Genomic DNA, 18,842 nt, shown 5'->3' with positions numbered 1-18,842 from the left:
CGACTGCAATGTCGGACGATCCGGAACGGCTCCTTTCAGCAGCGCTGATTTGCACAGCGGACGATCCCGGCAGAGAACTAGCGGGTCAGCTTTGCGCCCTCTTTCGACCGTTTACCGGATCGCTGCAGTTTGCTCGGTATCAGGTACGTTGAGCTTTGGCTTTGTCGATCACATCTTCCACGCGGGCGATCAACTTCTCAAGATCGTCCACGTCCGGCATTTCACCTGCGAATTCATCCGAGTTGGAGTGGCCTTCCAAGAGCCGGGAGGTATCATCCTGCAAGGCGACAATCTCGTCTGCTAAGTCGTTTGACCAACTGATTTTGGTCAATGCGCCCAATCTGACCTGTTCATCCCATCGACGCACAGTATCTTTGAACAGGTGAAGAATGACCACTTCTTCAACCGTGCGGCGAAGCGCCCCTGCGCCACTTCGAACCAAATCAACCCGTTCACCGCCTGTGGCTTGCTTGGCCTGTTGCAGAAACTCCTTCGCCTTGGTGGTTTTGCGATAGGCCCTGCCATTGGCTGGAGTGTCTTCGATTCTCACACACCCAGGGACACCTTCCAAGCACTGTACCCAGTGGCTCGTGACCTCGCAGCCAGCGGCCTCGGCTCTGTCAGAGAGCAGCGTGAGGAATACGAGGTCGTGCGTAAAGACGATCACTTGTCGTACAGATGCTTCCTCAGCGAGTCGTCTAGCAATCGCCCGTTTTCGCTGATGGTCGAGCGATGTGACCGGATCATCGAGAACAATGGCGGCACTGGTGGGATTGAGATTCACTTCGGTGAGAAAATCCGCGAGAGACAGCGCCCGCTGCTCTCCCTCACTGAAAATATCATCAGGCTTATGACCGCCTTTGGCTTTGAGACCGCGAAGGGTCTTCCCAGCGCTCCCTCGCGCCTTGAACTCAAACGGCAGTGAGCAATTGAGCTTGGCGCACTCGTCCTTTAACCGCTCCTTGTAGTTGCCCTCGATCAACTTCTCGAAAACTATCTTTTGGCGATCCGTGACGAAACGGGTGTTTGGACGGGAGCCAACAGCCTTTTCGATCCAGGCTAGGTCTTCGACGAATGCAACCACGTCGTCGATGTTCTTGCTGAGCACCTGACGATGGCGAAGGGTGATATGCTCGGCTTTCAGCTTGGCAAGAACCTCATCAAATTTGCCGTCGCGGAGCGCCACATCCTGCGCCTCAATATCCTCAAATGCTTTGGCAAGAGCCTCTTCTGGAAGGGCAAGATCGCCGGAGGGAACGGCGTCGGCCGCACCTTGTTCAAGAGCAGCAACAAGCGCGCTTCGCCTCGCGTCAAAAGTGGCAGAGGCCGCGTCAATTTCACCGACCAGCGTAGGAATAATCTTGGAAAGGTCAGCGCGAATGCGGCTCTCAGCGGGTAGCAATGCACAACTAAGCGCCTTGAGTTGAGCCGCAAAGCGATTGAGTTCCTCGTCAGCGACGACGGCTGCCTTTCGAGCATCATGGTCAAGATAACCCCACATGCGACCAATCAGCGAAGCAGACGGGGTATCGAGAGGGCGATGGCAGAGCAAACAGGGATCGCCTTCCGCCGGATAAGTTCCAGCCTCGGCTTGCCCCAACTTGCGGCTCGCGAGCACGAAGTTGTTCCAGGCGGTTGAGCCCGTCTGGCTCAACTGGGGATGGGAGACCGTCTCACTTCCGGCCTTTACGGCCTCCAACAGCGCAGTCTTGTGGCCATTGAGCAGTCGGCGCGCTTTATCGCACGCGGCGTTGCCGAGGGCGGACGCGAGATCCGCGACCTTCTTCTGAAGAGTCTCCGTATCGGTCTTTGCAGTTGCAAGGGCTTTGAGCGTTTCAACGGGAGATTTGGCGAGAAGCTCCTGTTCCTGCCGCGCCACCTCATCCAAGCGTTCTTTTTCGGCATCGCCAAAGGTTGCGAGTGTCCGCAGCTCAGCGATGTCTGACTTCGCGTTCAGCACAGCGATCTTGTCCGCGACGGGCCCTGGGTCGGCGAAAAGCAGATCGAACTTGTTCGGTCGCGTTTTCGCATTGATGTCAGCTTCAAGCTTTTGAGTGATGAGGCCGATCGCCCGCATCGCTTCATCGAATACGTCGAAGCCAGCGGGCTGGAATCCCAGCTCGTTCTCTTTGGCCAAGTGAATGCGGGCGACAGAGGAATCGAAGACGCTGACCCGTTTCAGATCATCATGCTCGTCACCATCGGTGAAGGCGATATCCTCGTCAAAGCCGTTGCCACGATCAACGACGAACTGGGCCGTTGCTGGCGCCTCGGGCGCATCATCATCGTAGATGTTGCGAATAATCTGAGGACTGGAGCGACTGAAACACGCACATGAGAGGATGCGTGCAAAGCCGCTCTTTCCGGCGCCGTTGTGCCCATAGATTACGGTCAGTTGAGAGCCGAAGGTGACATGCGACACCTCAGGGATGGCATTTACATTCTTCAATGCCTTTATAGCTTGGAGCGAGAGGGGCGTTCCCTCCGCAGCTGCGCGGCCGGTGACGGAGCCAGGCACATCCGGTAGTTCTTCGTCACCATTATCAAGCTTCCTGTCCCGCAGAAATAATCGATAGGCTTCATCAATTCGCGCATCGGCAAGTGTACCGTCTCGAACGGCATGGGAGATTATGTAGCGCTTCCAGTCTGCAATGGACTTACCCCAAGCGTTCAATTCGGCCCATATCGTGGTTTGCGGGCGCTCTTCACCAACGGCTTCCGGCGCCGCCAAACCGTCACCTCCGATGCCAAGTTCATCCATGGCGTGAATCCCCCAAGACTTCTAGTCAGCGGCAAGCTGACACAATTCATTTACACAAGCCAACACTGTGAGGGCGACGAACTGCGCCATCCTCGTCGAAAAATGTTCTGCGCAGCTAGGTGTTGGGTGATCTAGGCCGAACCGACGACTGAAGGCCAGACGGTCTACCGTTATGGTGGTCTCCCAACCGATCTCGACTACCAGGCACCTGAACGGGCGGCGGCTTTCGCGACACTCTGTCGAGCCCCCAAATGTCGGCTATGTTGGCGGGCAGCGTCAGAGACTTCTCACGAAACGCAGCAGTTCATCACCCATCAGGAAGCCGCAGGGCCAATAGCCATTGCCACCGGAATGTTCGATGGGCTGGACTATCCGCGCTGAGACCAGATAGGCGGCCGCCGCGTTGAAGCGTCGGGGTCCCCAGCCAAGCGCCTGATCCACCTCCTCGGCATCGGCCTGGTCGGTGTCGAGATTGATGAGCCGAACCGCGAGATCGCGGGCGTCAATCTCGGGATCCCAGTCCATGAATGCGCTATCGAATGTCGCGAAAAGGTCGCCCTCCGGCCAGATATGCGATTCCCCACCGACATAATCTTGCTTCTCCAGAAGTCCGGCGCCGACAAGATCGAGCACCCCGATCCGCACATCCGGCATAGGCAGTCCGGTCGCCTCCTGGATCTCCGCATAATTGGCCTGCGGATCCATCGACTGTCCCTGCTCACTGTTGCGCACGAAATATTCGGCCACGACGCGCGCAGACGACGACCAGGTGGAGCCAGCCTCGTGCTGTTGCACATATCGCGGTGTCTGGCCGAGTGGAGGTTTTTTGCTGACGCCGAAAATCTCCGCCGCCAGCGCCTCGATGCCGTCTTCTCCAGGGCGATATTCGGGAGTGAGCCGGGTCTTGAGAAAGGGCGATACCGACGACAATGGCAGGTCCTGGCGCAGGCCGATGAACTTCGCCGTCCCTTCGACTGCGCTCATCAGCCCGGCGTCGATTTCTTCATTGACCCACGGCTTGGCGATCGAGGTCCCGGTCAGCAGGACTACGAAATGCGTGCAGTTGCCGAGGCCTTCCTCCATCTTGCGACGCAGACTGTCGCCATATCCGATTTCCCAATTGTCATACCAGACGTCGATACCGCGCTGCATCAGGCCTTCGGCCAGAGGCTTCACGATGAGCTTATCTTCGGATGCGTGCGCGAGATAGACCAGTCGTTCACGATCTGCCGGTTCATTCATGCCGTGGACTTCCCCCCTGTCGAGCCCCAATCTTTGTTCCAGCGCTCGCGCGAAGGCAGGCGACCCGCTAGTGAAGACGGTCCAGCCCTGTTTCCCGATGCGTCGCACGAAGACCGGTGCGTGTTTCCCGGTCTCGGGATCGACGACCGAAGCCGCCTTGCCGTGCACCTCTTCGGCATAGCTGTTCATGACCTCGTCGAGCGCATCATCCATCATGCCCTTGAAGAAGTCTCCGCTGGATACCTTGCGGCCGCCACGCCGGAACTCGATCGCCATGATGTCCCCGTCAGCAGGTTGGATTCGCAAACCGTCATCATTGCTATGCCATAGGCACCGACGAAGTTCGATCTCTTTTTGTTCTTTCTGGGGTGTGCTCGCTGTGGCAACTCGCTCTCCAGCGGGCGACCGCGCTCTACGTCGCCAGGCGCCTTTGTCGCCCGGCGCCACCGGGCTGACGGACGGGCCTGATTGGCTTTCAGTCGCTACGAAACTTGCTGCTTGGAATCGCTGGGGGTTGGAAGGAATGACGCCGCCTTAGCGTCGGCTTCCCACCCAAGTTTCGCCGCTGAGCCATCCACAGACGACGCCTGATACCAACCAACTAACGGACAACTCGCGGTGATGAACGAATGGCCGGTTTCGACGGGACGATCTGAGCCTGTGAATGGCGGCAATCGTTGGCGAGACCAGCGAAAGCCATTGATCGATCCTAATGACAGCTTTTCCCAGTTGCCCGCCTGAGACCGGACAGTCGACTCACGGCCCAGTTTCAGTCATACCATCATAACCCAATCTCGAACGGCTTGATCCGCTCCTTGGCTAGCTCAGGTGCCTGCGCTCGCTCGACCTGCTGCTCTTTGTTAGCCGCTTGGATCTGACCCGCACGCCGTCCCTTGGCTGCCGCCAGGCCAAGTCTCTCGGTGATTTCAGCAGCTGATGTCTTCTCGCCCAGATTGGTCGCAATACCTCGGCCGATCTTGTCGCGGCTGTCGACGATCAGCGTAAGCTCGTCCCGCAATCGCGTGATCGTGACTAGGAAATTGCGCTGCGAGAGCAGTCGCCGCTCGCGGCTGTCGAGCACGGCAATGCCCTTATCTGCTGTGAGGCCCTGCGCCATGTGGGCGTTGAGCGCGTAGGCGAGGTCGATCCGCTTCAACATCGGGTCATTCGGCTTCAGCTTATGCTCCATGCCGCTGGAGCTGGTGACGGTCACCCCATCCTGATCGATCGCGGTCACGGTTGCGCGGTCTGCATTTATCATTCCGCGCTGGTGGTCGCTCGCAGTCCATCTAATCGCGTCTCCGGTGTACAGATCGAGATCCTTCTTCTCGAACAGCTGCAATGTTTGGTCGCTACCCTTCGCCGACAACCTCGCTGGCACGAAGCGGCGCAAATGCCCTCGCTCATCGCGAAGCGTAACAACACCCCTCTCGGTATCGATAGCGGCGACCTCATGGCTTCCGCGTCCGAGCCGATGGCGCGATTGGCGGCTTGCCACTTCAAGCACCATGCCCGGCGCGTAATTGCGCGCGTAGCGCAATTCCTCGCGCGTCGCGTTTACACGCGATAGAACTGAAAGCCGTGTGCTTGCTGGTCCGATTTCGCCATTGGCGGCAAGCCCGGTTTGAACCGCGGCATTTATCTCAGAGCGCAAACGACGACCTGCCGCAAAGATCGACGTGCGTTCGCGCTCTGCTGGCGGAAGGGACAGCCAGCGTTCCGCCGCAACGATTGCGCTGTCCTCCTGGACCTCGACGATGTGATCCTTGAGGTGGTCGAGTGCATCGCTGGTTTTGCCCGACTGGGCCGCCTGCTGCGCCTTCTTCAATGTATCTGAGCGCGCACGAAGATTGTGATCCATGCGCGCCGTTTCGGCCCCGGCACACTGCGCCAGAGCGAAGGGTTTGCCCGCTTCGACAGCCCCCAACTGCTTTTCGTCGCCCATGAGGACGAGGCGATCAAGCTTGAGCAGATTGGTAAGCCGGATCAGGCGGCCCTGGTCTCGGGTAGAGACCATTGAGGCTTCATCAAGAACGAGAACAGTGTCGCGATACTCCTCGCGCGTAGCGGACAGTTCCGCTTTGCCTGCCGAGCCATCGAGAAGCTTACGACTCTGTCCAAGAAAGCGATGCAGGGTCATCGACGGGATGCCCGTATCTTTCTCCAGCATGCGGGCAAGTGTGTTCTGGACCCCGAGGCCGATGACCCGCTTGCCGTGTTCTTCCAGAAGCTGATTAAGTGGGCGCAGCACGCTTGATTTGCCTGCCCCTGCCACACCCTGGACGGCTACCACGCGATTGGTCGACGAGAGGATCAACCGACCTGCCGCTTCCTGACCGGCGTTGAGTGTCATGCCGTAATTGATAGCTGCCGAAGCTTGCAGATATGGTCCTGCGGTGTCCGTTTGGAGGATCGGACGGACTGCGCCGTTCCCTTTCTCGATTTCCGCCAGCATGCGGGTCTCCAGCGTCAATGCATCGGATGTCGTCAGCCACCCTTTCTGCACGCCTCGCCCGCGCAACAGCGCGCCCTGCTGGGCAAGTTGCCCAATGCGCTTCTCGACCGACTTCATCGTTGTCGGCAAACCGAAATCGAGCGCAGCCTTGGCAAGATCAGTTGCCGTAAAAGCCGCCTCTCGTTCGGACAAATGCCGCACCGCCGATGCAACCGCGTGAGCCGTCGCAATCTCTTCGCTGCTCTTCATATGGAGCCGCTTAGGGATCAGCGGATCGCACTCCTTGATGCCCATTCGCTCGGCGACGCTGGCAATCATCGCCTTGCCCCGTTCAAGTAAGGTGGGGCGATCATTTGCCCTCTTGGCAGCCGCTACAGTCAGCTCGTGCGAACGCAGCTTGGCGTCGCGCACCATGCCTTCAAGGTCGAGCCTCTGATCCCACGCCTGCCCCTCCCATTGGGCCATCAAGGCACCGCGATCGACTTCGCTTTGCTTGGCCTGCCGGGTCGCCAGCGTTGCCACCAGACCCGCCTCGAGCCCGCCGCCGCGTCGGGCTTCGAGAACCTCCTGACGCCGCGTCGAGAAGGCCATCACCGCGTCACGGTCTATACCCTTGGCTTCGAAGTTACCGTGCTTTCCGAATTCACCAAGGCGGTAGCCAAGCTTCTCTACCTCGATCCGGAATCGCGCCATCGTCATGGCATTGAGCAGCGTATTGTTCTGCCACAGCTTGTCGTTGCGCAGCGCCCTCCACTTGCCGTCATTGTCCTGCGTCATATTGGCGACGACGGCGTGGAAGTGAAGGTTCGGTTCCTGGTTGCGGTTGGTGTCGTGCTGGAACAGCGCGACGGTCAGGTTGTCGCTTGCATGAAGTCGTTCTTTGCCACCCTTCTCGGTGCGATACTGGGCCGCATTCTTCTCTGCCCATTGGAGCGTTTCGACGACCGCTGAACGGTATGCGTCAATGATCCGCTGATCCTTGCCGACGAGCGCCAACAGTGACCAGCTCTTGGGCAGTGAAAAGGTCAGATCTGTCCCGGCACGGTGATACTGGCCCTGGTGCCCGATCCGCTCGCCATTGGGCAGTTCGCCGCGCAGGATTGCCTCAAACGCTTTGGCTTCGACCGTGCCTGAAAGACCTAGCCGTTCGGCACCCCTACCGACCCAGATGCCGGACCGATCAGCGTCCGCCTTGGTGTAGTAATTGTCGTTGGCGAAGTAGTTGGCCGCACCGCCAGCGGAGCGCACATTGGCAACCGAAAGCATCGCTCAGCGCCCCGCACGCGTGGCTGCCTTGCGTTCGCGATATTCGCGAATGCGTCGTTGGTAAGCGACCACAACCCGGTCCCGCAGCTCCTTATCCTTGTGTGTGCGGAGCCAGCCATCGAGCGCGATCTTGGTGAAGAGCAGATCGGCCAGAACCTGATCTCGGAACGCATCGTCCTGGGGCTGCTCGAGAGCCTCGATGACTGTGAGTTTCAGCCACTGGCTGACGCTCATATTCGCTGCATCCGCAGCGGCTTTGACAAGGGCATGAAGTTCTTCGTCGACATAGCATTGAAGGGCAAATCGCACGGCGTCACCTGACGTTTGGCCGCCCCTCCTCGGCCCAATGACCCCTCTCGACTGACATCAGTCTACGGCAGCGCCCACCCTGTAGGAAAACGCTATTTTAAGATTTCAAATTAATAACTTAGCGGCGAGCAACTCACATGTGAGTTGCGGATCGCGGAGTGACATCAGATGACATTACTTGGCGACAGATGCCGAAATATCGGCGAAACCCGCAGAAATCCTCGCCTCCCAAACACCGGATCTCCGGGTACGGTGTGCCCGGTCAACCGGGTTTCTGACTGCGTGTCTGTGACCGGCAATACCGTGACCGTTGGCTTGGGAGTTTTGATCTATTTCCCAGTGGATTGACGCGCCTTCTAGCGGCACCCGAGCGGAAAAATTCTCTCAAGATCGTTCCAACGCCAGGGTCCAAAAACATGCTCTGTTCCGAAATGGGGACCAAATAGCCAACATCCATATCCGACCACCCGTCGGATCAGGATCGGCCCTTCCAACTGCTCGCTTGACCCTATCGAAGAATTGTTGAACTAGAAGCACATGCTCATAGCGAAACTGCCTGCACTGAATCATTCCGCATTTGGCGACGAGCGGTTTTGCGCGCGCAATTACCGCGCCCTCCTGCCCAATCAAAGCGCTGCGCCCTAGTTCGGACACCACCCAAACAAAGGACGCAGCCCCGCCGAGAAATCGACGGGGCTTTTTTGTACCCGGATCGAGAAGATGCTTCTGACAATCTCCACCACTCACAGGCCTGCTACCGACCTCGGCTTCCTCCTGATGAAGCATCCGGAGAACGTCCATTCGGTCGACCTGCCGTTCGGGTCAGCGACTCTGTTCTACCCCGAGGCCGGGGAGGATCGATGCACCGCCGCGATTACTCTGGAGGTCGATCCGGTCGCACTGGTCAGGGGCAAGTCAAGCATTGAGGATCAGTACGTCAACGACCGGCCTTACGCCGCGTCATCGCTGCTGTCGGTCGCGCTTGGCCGCCTTCTCAATACCGCAATGGGCGGTCGATCGAAGCTTCGTCAGGAGCTTGCTGATACCGCGATCCCGCTTGAATGTTCTCTTACGCCGCTCCCGGCCAGGGGGTCGGCTGACCTTCTGGCGCGCATGTTCGAACCGTTGGGATACTCAGTCGAGGCAGAAGCAATTGCCCTCGATCCGGCGCATCCAGAGTGGGGGGCTAGCCCATACGTGTCGCTGGACATCAAAGGCACGGTAAGGGTTCAGGACCTGCTTACGCACCTCTTCGTACTCATTCCGGTGCTGGACAATTCCAAGCACTATTACGTGGGCGAGGATGAGGTGAAAAAGCTGCTGCAAAAGGGTGGCGAATGGCTTGAGGCGCATCCTGAGAAGGAACTCATTGTTCGTCGGTACTTGCTCGGGTTCCGGTCACTCATGCGGTCAGCAACCGAGCAACTAGAGGAGCGGGTTGAGGCGGAAGAACCGGAGGAACACGCGTCGCGCGATGCAGAGGAAGAAAAGATCGAAAAGCCGATCCGGCTCAACACGCAGCGCATGGATTATCTGGCGGATTTGATCCGCAATCTTGGCGCGTCGAGCGTACTCGATCTTGGTTGCGGAGAAGGCCGGTTGTTGCGCCACCTACTCGCGATCAAGGGTCTCGACCGCATAGTAGGCGTCGAGGTCGCGCCGCGCGTTCTGGCGAAGGCAGGTGACCGGCTGAAGCTGGATCACATGCCCGACATCAAGCGCAAGCGGATTGAGCTGATGCAAGGCTCGCTCGTGTACCGCGACGATCGTCTCAAGGGCTTCGACGTGGCTGCTCTTGTGGAAGTTATCGAGCACATCGATGCAGAGAGGTTGCCAGCACTGGAAGCGGCATTGTTCGGCCACGCGCGACCGGCAAACGTGATCGTGACCACTCCCAATAGCGAATACAACGTCCTTTTCGAAGGCATGGAGCCGGGTGCCATGCGGCATTCGGACCACCGCTTCGAGTGGTCGCGTTCCGAATTCCACCATTGGTCGGAATCGGTTGCGAGGGCGCACGGCTACGAGGTTCGGTACGAAGGCATTGGGAGCGAAGATCCAACTTTTGGTCACCCGACACAGGTCGCCATCTTTTCACGCGCCGATGCGGTGAGGGAGGCGGCATGAAGATCGAGATTCCAGAATTCGCGCTTGTCCTTCTGGTTGGCGCGTCGGGTATGGGCAAGTCGACCTTTGCGTCGAAGCACTTCCTGCCGACGGAGGTCGTATCCTCGGACCGCATGCGTGGTTGGATTGCCGATGACGAGACTGACCAGTCCGCCACGGGCGACGCCTTCGACGTGCTCCATTTCATCGTCGAGAAACGGCTCAAGAACCGGCGGTTCACGGTCGTTGATGCAACCAGTGTACAACCGGAATCCCGCAAGAGCCTGGTCGCGCTTGCCCGCAAATGGCACGCCCTGGTCGTGGCTATTACCTTCGAACTGCCCGAAGAGGTCGCACTTGCTCGCAACGCCGAGCGTCCCGATCGCCAGTTTGGTGCAGGGCCGGTCCGTCGCCAGATGCTCAATCTGAAACGCTCCATCAAAAGCATGGGGCGCGAAGGCATCCGCTACGTGCATCGCTTGCGCTCCATCGAGCAGGTGGAAGCGGTCGAGATAACGCGGACGCGCCTTTGGACTGACCGTCGCGAAGACTCCGGACCGTTCGACATTATCGGTGACGTTCACGGTTGTGCCGATGAACTCGAAACCATTCTGGACGAGCTTGGCTATCAAGTTTCGTGGGATGGCAAGGACGTCCATGTAACTCCACCTGAAGGTCGCAGGGCAATCTTCGTTGGTGATCTCGTTGATCGTGGACCGCGTTCACCTGACGTCCTGCGTATCGCGAAGCACATGGTGGACTCTGGCACTGCCTTGGCCGTGGTGGGAAACCACGATGACAAGCTGAAGCGCCATCTGTCTGGCCGCAACGTCAAACCGACGCATGGGCTTGCCGAAACCATTGAGCAGCTTGGTAGCGAGCCGCCGGAGTTTTTGGCTGAGATGCGCGAGTGGCTCGACGGTCTTTTGAGCCACTACCTGCTCGACGATGGGAAGCTCGTCGTTGCCCATGCCGGTCTAAAGGAAGAAATGCAGGGCCGCGCCTCTGGCGCGATCCGCAGCTTCTGCATGTATGGCGAAACGACTGGCGAGGTGGATGAGTTTGGCCTTCCCGTCAGGTGGGACTGGGCATCCGAATACAAGGGTCGCGCCAAGGTCGTTTACGGTCACACACCTGTGCTCGAAGCGAATTGGGTCAACGGCACAATTTGTATCGACACCGGCTGCGTGTTCGGCGGCAAGCTTACTGCCCTTCGCTACCCGGAACTCGAACTGGTGTCGGTTGATGCCGAGCAGACCTACTATGAGCCGATCCGGCCCCTTGACGGTCCCGCCGCCGATACCGGGAGCACGCCGGCGCATCAGCTCAACATTGCCGACGTGCTGGGCAAGCAAGTCATCGAAACTGGCCTGTATGGTCATGTGACGGTGCGTGAAGACAACGCCGCTGCCGCGCTGGAGGTAATGACCCGCCACGCAGTCGATCCGCACTGGCTGATCCATCTGCCGCCGACCATGTCTCCAGCGGAAACGAGTGCACAGGAAGGATGGCTGGAGCGGCCGGAAGAGGCCTTCGCCTATTACGGCTCGAAGGGCGCACAAAAGCTTGTGCTCGAAGAAAAGCACATGGGCTCGCGCGCGCTCATCGTGCTGTCGAAAACCCAAGAAACCGCGGCCAAGCGCTTTGGCGTTCACGATGGTTCGCGAGGAACCATTGTGACCCGAACCGGTCGGCGCTTTTTCAACGATGCCGAATTGGAGGCGTCGGTTCTGCACCGCTTGGACCAGGCGTTGGAGAGTTCGGGCCTGTGGACTGAGCTCGATACCGATTGGGTCCTGTGGGACAGTGAAATCATGCCTTGGAGCATGAAGGCCGGTGCGCTTGTGCGCGGCCAATACGCTTCAGTTGGCGCAGCCGCCAACTCTGGTTTGTCTGCCCTTGATGCCGCTTTGCAGGCTGCTCTCGCGCGTGGCGTGGACGTCAAAGACTTGGGGGCGAGAGTGTCTCAGCGAGTCGAAGACGCGGCGAGCTATCGCGTAGCGTACAATCGGTATGTCCACCCCTTCGAGGGCATTGCAGACCTGCAGATCGCACCGTTCCATCTCCTGGCATCGGAGGGTCAGGTACATTCCGATAAGGATCACCTCTGGCACATGGGGATGGCTCACAGGCTATGTGCGGCTGACGCAGACCTACTGCTTGCGACCGAATATCGAGCTCTCGATCTCGATGACACTACTCAGGTTCGAGAGGCAATCGAATGGTGGGAGGCCATGACCGCCAAGGGTGGCGAGGGCATGGTGGTCAAGCCGCTCGACTTCATCGCTCGCGGTCGGCGCGGCCTTCTGCAACCTGCCATCAAGTGTCGGGGGCGGGAGTATCTGCGGATCATCTATGGCCCGCATTACGACCGACCAGGCAACATCGAGCGGCTGAAAAAACGAGGACTTGGCCAGAAGCGGTCAATGGCATTGCGCGAATTCGCGTTGGGGATCGAGGCGCTGAAACGGTTCGTCGACCACTCTCCGCTCACACGCGTGCACCAATGCGTGTTCGGAGTGCTGGCGATGGAGAGTGAGCCGGTTGATCCGCGGCTTTAAGTACGGACCCTGGCCCGCTGCCGGATGCGTTCATAAAGCTGCACCTCCGCTTCGTGTGACAGTTCGACTGTCACTGCGAAATTCTGGCGACCAACGTCTCCAGCCCAACCACCCGCGCAGCGGACCACAAGGTAATAGTTGTCGCCGTATTGCTGGATGTCTCTTGAGAAGGTTACAGAAGCAGTTTGAAGACTTGATTTCTCGCGGATCGTAGAACTTGGACTCAAATCGCAGTTGTAGCGGTTCTCAACTCGCGGAAACGGCCCTTCCTCTGCGGTTCGCTGGCGAAAATGCTCAAAGATCAAGTCAGGCTCACAGCCCCGGATGAGCCGAAATCCCATCGAGACACCATTATAGTCGAGACGACTGTGTCGAACCGGCGGATCATAGGCTAAACTCACGCGGACCGTGCGGCGGCCGCGCTCCGTTTGAAATGCGTCCGGGATGGGTATCTGGTAAACAGCGAAATGATCGATCTCGAGCTCATCCTCAGCATAGAGAATGACCCGCGCATCGTCGGAGAACGACGCCCTTTCGGCATCTACTAGCCCATGTCCGCAAAGGTCGAGGGCCGCTCGTCCTCCCAACGGCTCAAGACGCCTCAGTGCCTCTTCCGGAGGAACAGCACTGCTTGCTAGAAGTGCGCGAACAAGATTTGCAGATGCATCAGGAAAGCGAGCCAGTATTTGGCTCGCCTTGAAAGCGACGAGTGGAGCGGCGTACGACGTACCCGAATAGGTCGCAAACAAGCGATCTATTGGCCGATAATGAAGCGAAACAACACCGGCTTCGGGCCTTGCTTCGCCGCCGCGCAACGCAATTGCTTGCCCGTCATAAATCAGCGTTCCGCCAATGTCTGCGAAATCGGGCTTGATCGATCCACGCACACCCGGTCCGGCACGTGAGAACGGAGATGGCTCGTTCAGATCGGCGATGGGACGAATTCCGATATTCTCTTGTGCTTGTCGGCCCAGGCCATTGCTATGCGCAAGCGAACCGACGGTAACAATGTTCATTCCGCCCGCCGGTTCACAAAGGCGGTTGCTTGGTTCGACCAGATAGCGAGGATATTCCGTAACCGCCTCTTCGATCCTGTTGCCACCTCGCGGTTGGTGATTTCCGGCGGACACGATGATGACCACGTCCAGCTCACGGACAAGTTCGTCGAGGGTTTGCGTCCAAGGGCCAACTTTGGATCCTTCGATGAGCTTTTTACGATCACCCAGCGCCACCACAAAAATACGGCAACCAAACTCATCGTGTAAGCGGGTGACAGCCTCGCGCATTAGACGCGGAGTGAGCCGACTATTCGGAAATCGCCCCCGATCATCCACTACCTTCGCCGAGCAGAGCCTTGCGTAGCGAACCAGCCTCTCCTGCCCAAGCTGAGCCCGCAAATCGCCAAAGGTGGCTATTCCTCCGACAAAGGTGCCATGGCAAAAATCATCGGCAGTACCGAGCGTGTCCGGAATGGCGATGGATCCCGCGATAACGTCTTCAATTAAAGGGTGATCGTTGATCCCGCTATCAATGATGCCAATTAACGGGAGATCGTCGGTCGCGTCCTCGGGGTCTGGCACATCCGCCAACGGTCGCTCGATTAACTCACTCGTGGTGAGATCGGGCTCAGGCGGAAAGTCGAGTTCGGCGATCTCCTCGATGTTCAGCAGACTGCGGGCCACCGTTCCATCGGCACGCAATCGAAGCATCGTCAAATTTGGACCAATGTGACGGTCCAACTCTTCTGCCCCGAGGGCCTCTGAGTATGCAGCGATGTCGTCGAGCTTGCGCTCACGCAAAGCTCGTGGTCCCAAATCCCAAAGTTCGATATCGAGTATATACTCTACACCCGCCTGGAAATCGTCGACCTCAACCAAGCCTTCTTCGCGCGCGCGCATCCCAATGCGATCACGCGGAGCGACCTCGGCGATCGCATCAACATTTGCGATGAAAGCGGCATAAGCCGGGTTCTGCCGACCCGGCTGCGTTCCTTGCCCATAGCTGTCTAGCTTGTTCCGAAACTCATCAAGTTCATCACTGTCGGCAAACAAAATGAGTGTGCGATCCTCGTCGCTCGAGAGGACAGTCAGTCCAACTTTCGCCCACTCATCCTCTTGGAGTGCCCCATGCATCTGGACACGCAAAATAAGTGATGGATCGACGGAATCAGGCCTGCGTCGCCGTCTTTGTGACGCTATTGCTTCGTCGAGCTCGTCGCTGAGCTGGCGGCTGTGCCCGCCCGGATTTCGTTGCGGTGGTGGCCCACCGCCACCGGTTTTTCGGCGAGGGAGGCGCTCCGGCAGCCTGACAAGCTCAAGGTGATCGTAGCGAGGCAATGACAGCTCATGCTTCGGCTATACGCGCTGTGCGTCTACGCCGCCGCCGTTCATCAGCCAATGCATCGAGGAAGTCCTTTTCCGAAACCTGCTTTCGCTGATCGATGATCGATGCCTTGATCGCCTGAACACAGATCCTTTCCAATTCAGCGTAGGAATATCCATCTAACCCATCCAAATGGGCCTCGGGATCGAACTGCAATGGAACGTTCTTAAATTTCATTCGAAGGAATCGAGCGGCCATTCGTCGATCAGGACGGTCAAACCATATTACTTCGTCAAAACGCCGCCATATCGCGGAATCCAGAGATTGGTCGAAGTTGGTCGCAGCTACCAAAAAGCCTTTCGGTTGGATCCGATCAATGAATATCAGGAGGCTATTCACTACCCGGCGCAACTCGCTGTGCTCGCCATCTTCGCTCCGTGCACGGGCTAGCGCATCAAACTCATCGAAAAAGAGGACAGTGGGTTGCTTGCGAGCAAACTCGAAGATCTTGCGGATATTTGTCGCTGTTTCGCCAAGGTAAGACGAGATTAGCCGGTCAATCTTAACGATATAGAGCGGCAAACCAAGCTCTGCCGCGAACACTTCAGCACACAATGTCTTGCCGCAGCCCGGCGGCCCGCAGAAAAGCAATTTGGAGCGCACAAGCAGGCCTCGCCGACGGATCTCGTCGCCGCGACGATATTCTCGCAGCAACGACAAGAAGATTCGCACATTCTCGGAGGACAGTACGATGTCCTGTTTGTTGTGCGACGGCTCGACCAGCTCGATGAAATCACCAGCTGACTCTGGGAATGGAATTAATGGCGCAAGGCCTCTCGGCTTTGATCGCGGCGAAGGGCCGGCCTCCAAGGATTTGCGCAGCGAACGAGCGAGAACGCGGTTATTTTTCTTCTCCTCTTCGCCGATGATCTGCTCGGCCACAGCGCGGAACTCTTCGTCCCGGCCGTAACTTGCCAGCAGCTTTTTCATCAACTCACCGCGCGCCATTCTCTTCCATTCAACCGAAGTCGCCCCAGACAACTATAGCGATTGCTCTCAAAATCGCCAGCAATGACGCGCAAGCGGATCGCCGAACCTTTCGGAGCTATCTTGCTCTGGCGAAAGGATTCCTCTGGCGAAGAATCGCAATCCGAATGCGCACTTTGTATTTGTCCACATTTCGTCCACAAGGATCAATTCCAAAGCGACTGATTTCCCCCGCACATTCGTTCGACTGCGTCGCCAATCTGCTGCGCCGCATCAAGCAAGTGGTCATCATCCAGGTGCGCGTAACGGGCCGTGGACTGGTGGTTTGCATGGCCAAGCAACCTGCCGATCATCGGCAGCGTTTCCTTGTTCATGGCGGCATGGCTGGCGAAGGTGTGTCGCAGGTCATGGATGCGGACCTGACCAAGCCCGGCACGTTCGCGAATACCTTTCCATGCCCAAGCAATGTCCCGCATATGCCGCCGGTATCGGTAGTTCCAGAATAGCCAGGGGAGTTTCCGATGGCGCGGGATGCCAGCAATGACCTCTCGCGCGGCGGAGCCGAGCCAGACGGTGCGCGGCCCAGTCTTGCTATCGCGAAGGTTCAGCCGATTTCCCTTCACGTCGCCCCAATGCAGATTGAGTATCTCGCCCCTGCGACAACCGGTCAGCAGCAGCAGGGTGATTGCCGCGCCCTCGCAGCGGGCGGTCAGGTCGTCGCTCTCCCGTAGCTTTGCAAGCTCGATGCCGACCCGCCCCAGTTCCTCAACCGTCAAAAACCGCTCGCACTGGCGTTTGCGGTTCGGTCGTATCGACCTGCACGGGTTTGTATTCTCGAGCCGATACCCCCACGCCTCGGCCTTGTTGAGCATGTGCTTGAGGATTTCGAGGGTCCGATTGGCTGCACCCGGACCCGTCCGGTTGTTGAGCTCGGCAAACCACTTGGTCACATGCTCTTCGTTGACCTCGTCGATGAAGACGCCCTTGAAAGCGTCGTCGAGGTAGAGCCGCCGGTAGCGCGTGTGGGAGTCGAGCGTCGAAGCTTTCCAGCGCGGCGACCAGCGGGTCCAATATTCCTCAAGGAAATCGTCGAACCTCGGCGCGGATCGAATGCGCTTGCGATCGGTGGCCGGATCGCGCCCCACCTGCGCGTAGGCAATGACGCGGCGCGCGACCATCTGAGCCTGATGGCGCGTGAGTACCGAGGCAGGGCCAATGGTGACAGTGCGCAGCCTGCCACCCATCCGGGTCTGAACAATGTAGACGTTGCGCCCGCTCGGATAGTGACGGATGCCGAAGCCGTGCTCGATCCCGAGCCAGGTGGTCGTCCGCGCCTTGCCCTTTGGAACGAGCCTGAAGTTTACCGATGCGCCAACCTCGGCCAGCGCCTCTTCGACAATGCGCTTGAGGCTGGCGGCTGTCATGACCGCAGTCCGATCGCCTGTGCCAGCGAGCCAGAAATGCGCTCGGCGGCATCGCCGATCACGTCATCGGACAAATGCGCGTACTTTGCTGTTGTTTCCGGCAAGACGTGACCAAGCAGCTTGCCGATAGTGGCGAGGGGCACATTGTCCATGATCGCGGTCGAAGCGAAGCTATGCCGCAGATCGTGGACGCGTAAATCGGGCATCGCGCAGCGTCGCCGCAGATTGTACCACCACGGCTCGATGTTGACCGGGTGCTTGCCCCGTGAGTTGACGAACACTAGCGCGTCGTCTTCACCGCGCTCAAATCCTGCCAATACCTCCAGCGCCTGCGAGTTGAGCCAGATGACCTTTGGTCCGGTCTTGCTGTCGGGCAGCACGAGCCGGGGCGGTTTCACCATTCCCCATCGAAGAAATCTGATCTCGCCCAACCGGGCTCCGGTGAACATCAGCAGCCGCACTATTGCCACCGGTATGGGATACTCGGCCTCGGCGTCACGCAAGGACGCGCCCAAGCGGCGATACTCGGCAGGGGTAAGGTATCGCTCCATCTTCGGGCGCTTGAAGCGCGGCATCCCCCGACAAGGGTTCGAACCTTTGCGGCGCATTCGAAGCGCTTCGGCATACTTCATGAGCGAGGCCAGAACCGGCAAGGCGCGGTTGAAGCTTGCTTCGCCTTCCCCAGAGCAGCCGTCGCGCCAGCGGTGGATGTCCGCGGGCATGATGTCCGCCACCCGCATCGCACCAAATTCCGGCTCGATGGAGAGCCGCCACGCATTCCGATTGCGTTTGATCGTCGACGGCTTCCAGACCCGCGAAAGGTCATCCCAATACGTCTCGACGAAGTCGGCAAGCGTTGGCGTGGCTCTCACCACGGCACGCTTGGGCAGACCGTCCAGCGCCACCTCGGCCAGAATGCGCCGCGCTTGTGCCCTTGCTACGCCAGCGTCGAGCTCATCGGTTCGGCCAAGCGAAATCCGGCGATGCTTGCCGCGATGTCGTACGCGGACAAACCAGAAGTAATTGCCGCTCGGCCTGACACGCAGGCCGAATCCAGCAAGCTCGGTATCCCAGATGCAGTATTCGGTCTCGCGAAGCGGCAGCTTGCGCCGCGCGAAATTACCATCGAGCAGTGCCCTGCGCCCGGGCTTTCGCCGCCTGGGGACCATATGGCAATCGTCACTAGCAAAACTGCCTTCAAAAGTCGCGGAATTACCGTCATTTGCGGGGACCGGATGGCCTTCAACCGCATGTCTGCTGCCGAGCACTTCCAGCATCTCACGCACTGATTTTACGGCATTTTTCCCCATACCATGGCAGTCTTACTGCGTACGGTGTGCCCTCCCATTTCCCATATTCCCCCACGTGACCAGTTATTTCGCCGGTTCGTTCTGAAGGGCTTTTCCAAC

10 protein-coding genes are annotated in these 18,842 nt (G+C 58.6%); 2 read left to right on the top strand and 8 right to left on the bottom strand.

Features of this window, described 5'->3' with window-relative positions; genetic code table 11:
- Nucleotides 1-139 precede the first annotated feature (139 nt).
- The 4 genes from GRI48_RS11865 to GRI48_RS11850 all read right to left on the bottom strand — a co-directional run bounded on the left by GRI48_RS11865 (nt 140) and on the right by GRI48_RS11850 (nt 7,958).
- On the bottom strand, nt 140-2,761 hold the full coding sequence (locus GRI48_RS11865) for an AAA family ATPase (RefSeq protein ID WP_160676485.1): 2,622 nt from the start codon (nt 2,759-2,761) through the stop codon (nt 140-142).
- Between the two features lie 276 nt (nt 2,762-3,037).
- Entirely contained in the window at nt 3,038-4,450 is a 1,413-nt protein-coding gene (locus GRI48_RS14345) for a TIR domain-containing protein (protein WP_160676482.1), read from the bottom strand.
- 334 nt (nt 4,451-4,784) lie between these two features.
- On the bottom strand, nt 4,785-7,724 hold the full coding sequence (gene mobF / locus GRI48_RS11855) for a MobF family relaxase (protein WP_160676479.1): 2,940 nt from the start codon (nt 7,722-7,724) through the stop codon (nt 4,785-4,787).
- A 3-nt stretch (nt 7,725-7,727) separates the two neighbouring features.
- Nucleotides 7,728-7,958, bottom strand: a complete 231-nt coding sequence (locus tag GRI48_RS11850; RefSeq protein WP_160676476.1) for a hypothetical protein — start codon at nt 7,956-7,958, stop codon at nt 7,728-7,730.
- A gap of 795 nt (nt 7,959-8,753) precedes the next feature.
- Between GRI48_RS11850 and GRI48_RS11845 the strand changes: the two genes are divergently transcribed.
- Together GRI48_RS11845 and GRI48_RS11840 are read left to right on the top strand one after the other, a co-directional pair.
- The gene (locus tag GRI48_RS11845) at nt 8,754-10,160 is read left to right on the top strand and encodes a 3' terminal RNA ribose 2'-O-methyltransferase Hen1 (protein WP_160676473.1); all 1,407 of its coding nucleotides are present in this window, start codon (nt 8,754-8,756) and stop codon (nt 10,158-10,160) included.
- The gene (locus GRI48_RS11840; protein ID WP_160676470.1) at nt 10,157-12,700 is read left to right on the top strand and encodes a polynucleotide kinase-phosphatase; all 2,544 of its coding nucleotides are present in this window, start codon (nt 10,157-10,159) and stop codon (nt 12,698-12,700) included. Before GRI48_RS11845 ends, GRI48_RS11840 begins: the two co-directional genes overlap by 4 nt.
- On the opposite strand, the gene GRI48_RS11835 is transcribed toward GRI48_RS11840, so the two are convergent.
- From GRI48_RS11835 to GRI48_RS11820, 4 genes are all read right to left on the bottom strand, one after another.
- Nucleotides 12,697-14,832, bottom strand: a complete 2,136-nt coding sequence (locus tag GRI48_RS11835; RefSeq protein ID WP_202389342.1) for a S8 family peptidase — start codon at nt 14,830-14,832, stop codon at nt 12,697-12,699. The two genes, GRI48_RS11840 and GRI48_RS11835, sit on opposite strands and share 4 nt — an antisense overlap.
- Before the next feature lie 211 nt (nt 14,833-15,043).
- A complete protein-coding gene (locus tag GRI48_RS11830) occupies nt 15,044-16,030 on the bottom strand; it encodes an AAA family ATPase (protein ID WP_160676464.1) in 987 nt (328 codons plus the stop codon).
- Nucleotides 16,031-16,215: 185 nt separating this feature from the next.
- Entirely contained in the window at nt 16,216-17,433 is a 1,218-nt protein-coding gene (locus GRI48_RS11825; protein WP_160676461.1) for a tyrosine-type recombinase/integrase, read from the bottom strand.
- Complete coding sequence (locus GRI48_RS11820; protein ID WP_237451933.1) at nt 17,430-18,710, bottom strand: site-specific integrase; 1,281 nt, start codon at nt 18,708-18,710, stop codon at nt 17,430-17,432. The genes GRI48_RS11825 and GRI48_RS11820 overlap by 4 nt, the downstream gene beginning before the upstream one ends.
- Between the last annotated feature and the right edge of the window lie 132 nt (nt 18,711-18,842).

The organism is Qipengyuania oceanensis (genome assembly GCF_009827535.1).
Classification (GTDB): Bacteria; Pseudomonadota; Alphaproteobacteria; order Sphingomonadales; family Sphingomonadaceae; genus Qipengyuania_C; species Qipengyuania_C oceanensis.
Note: the sequence above shows the minus strand (reverse complement) of the source record. Positions and strands in the feature narration are given on the sequence as shown.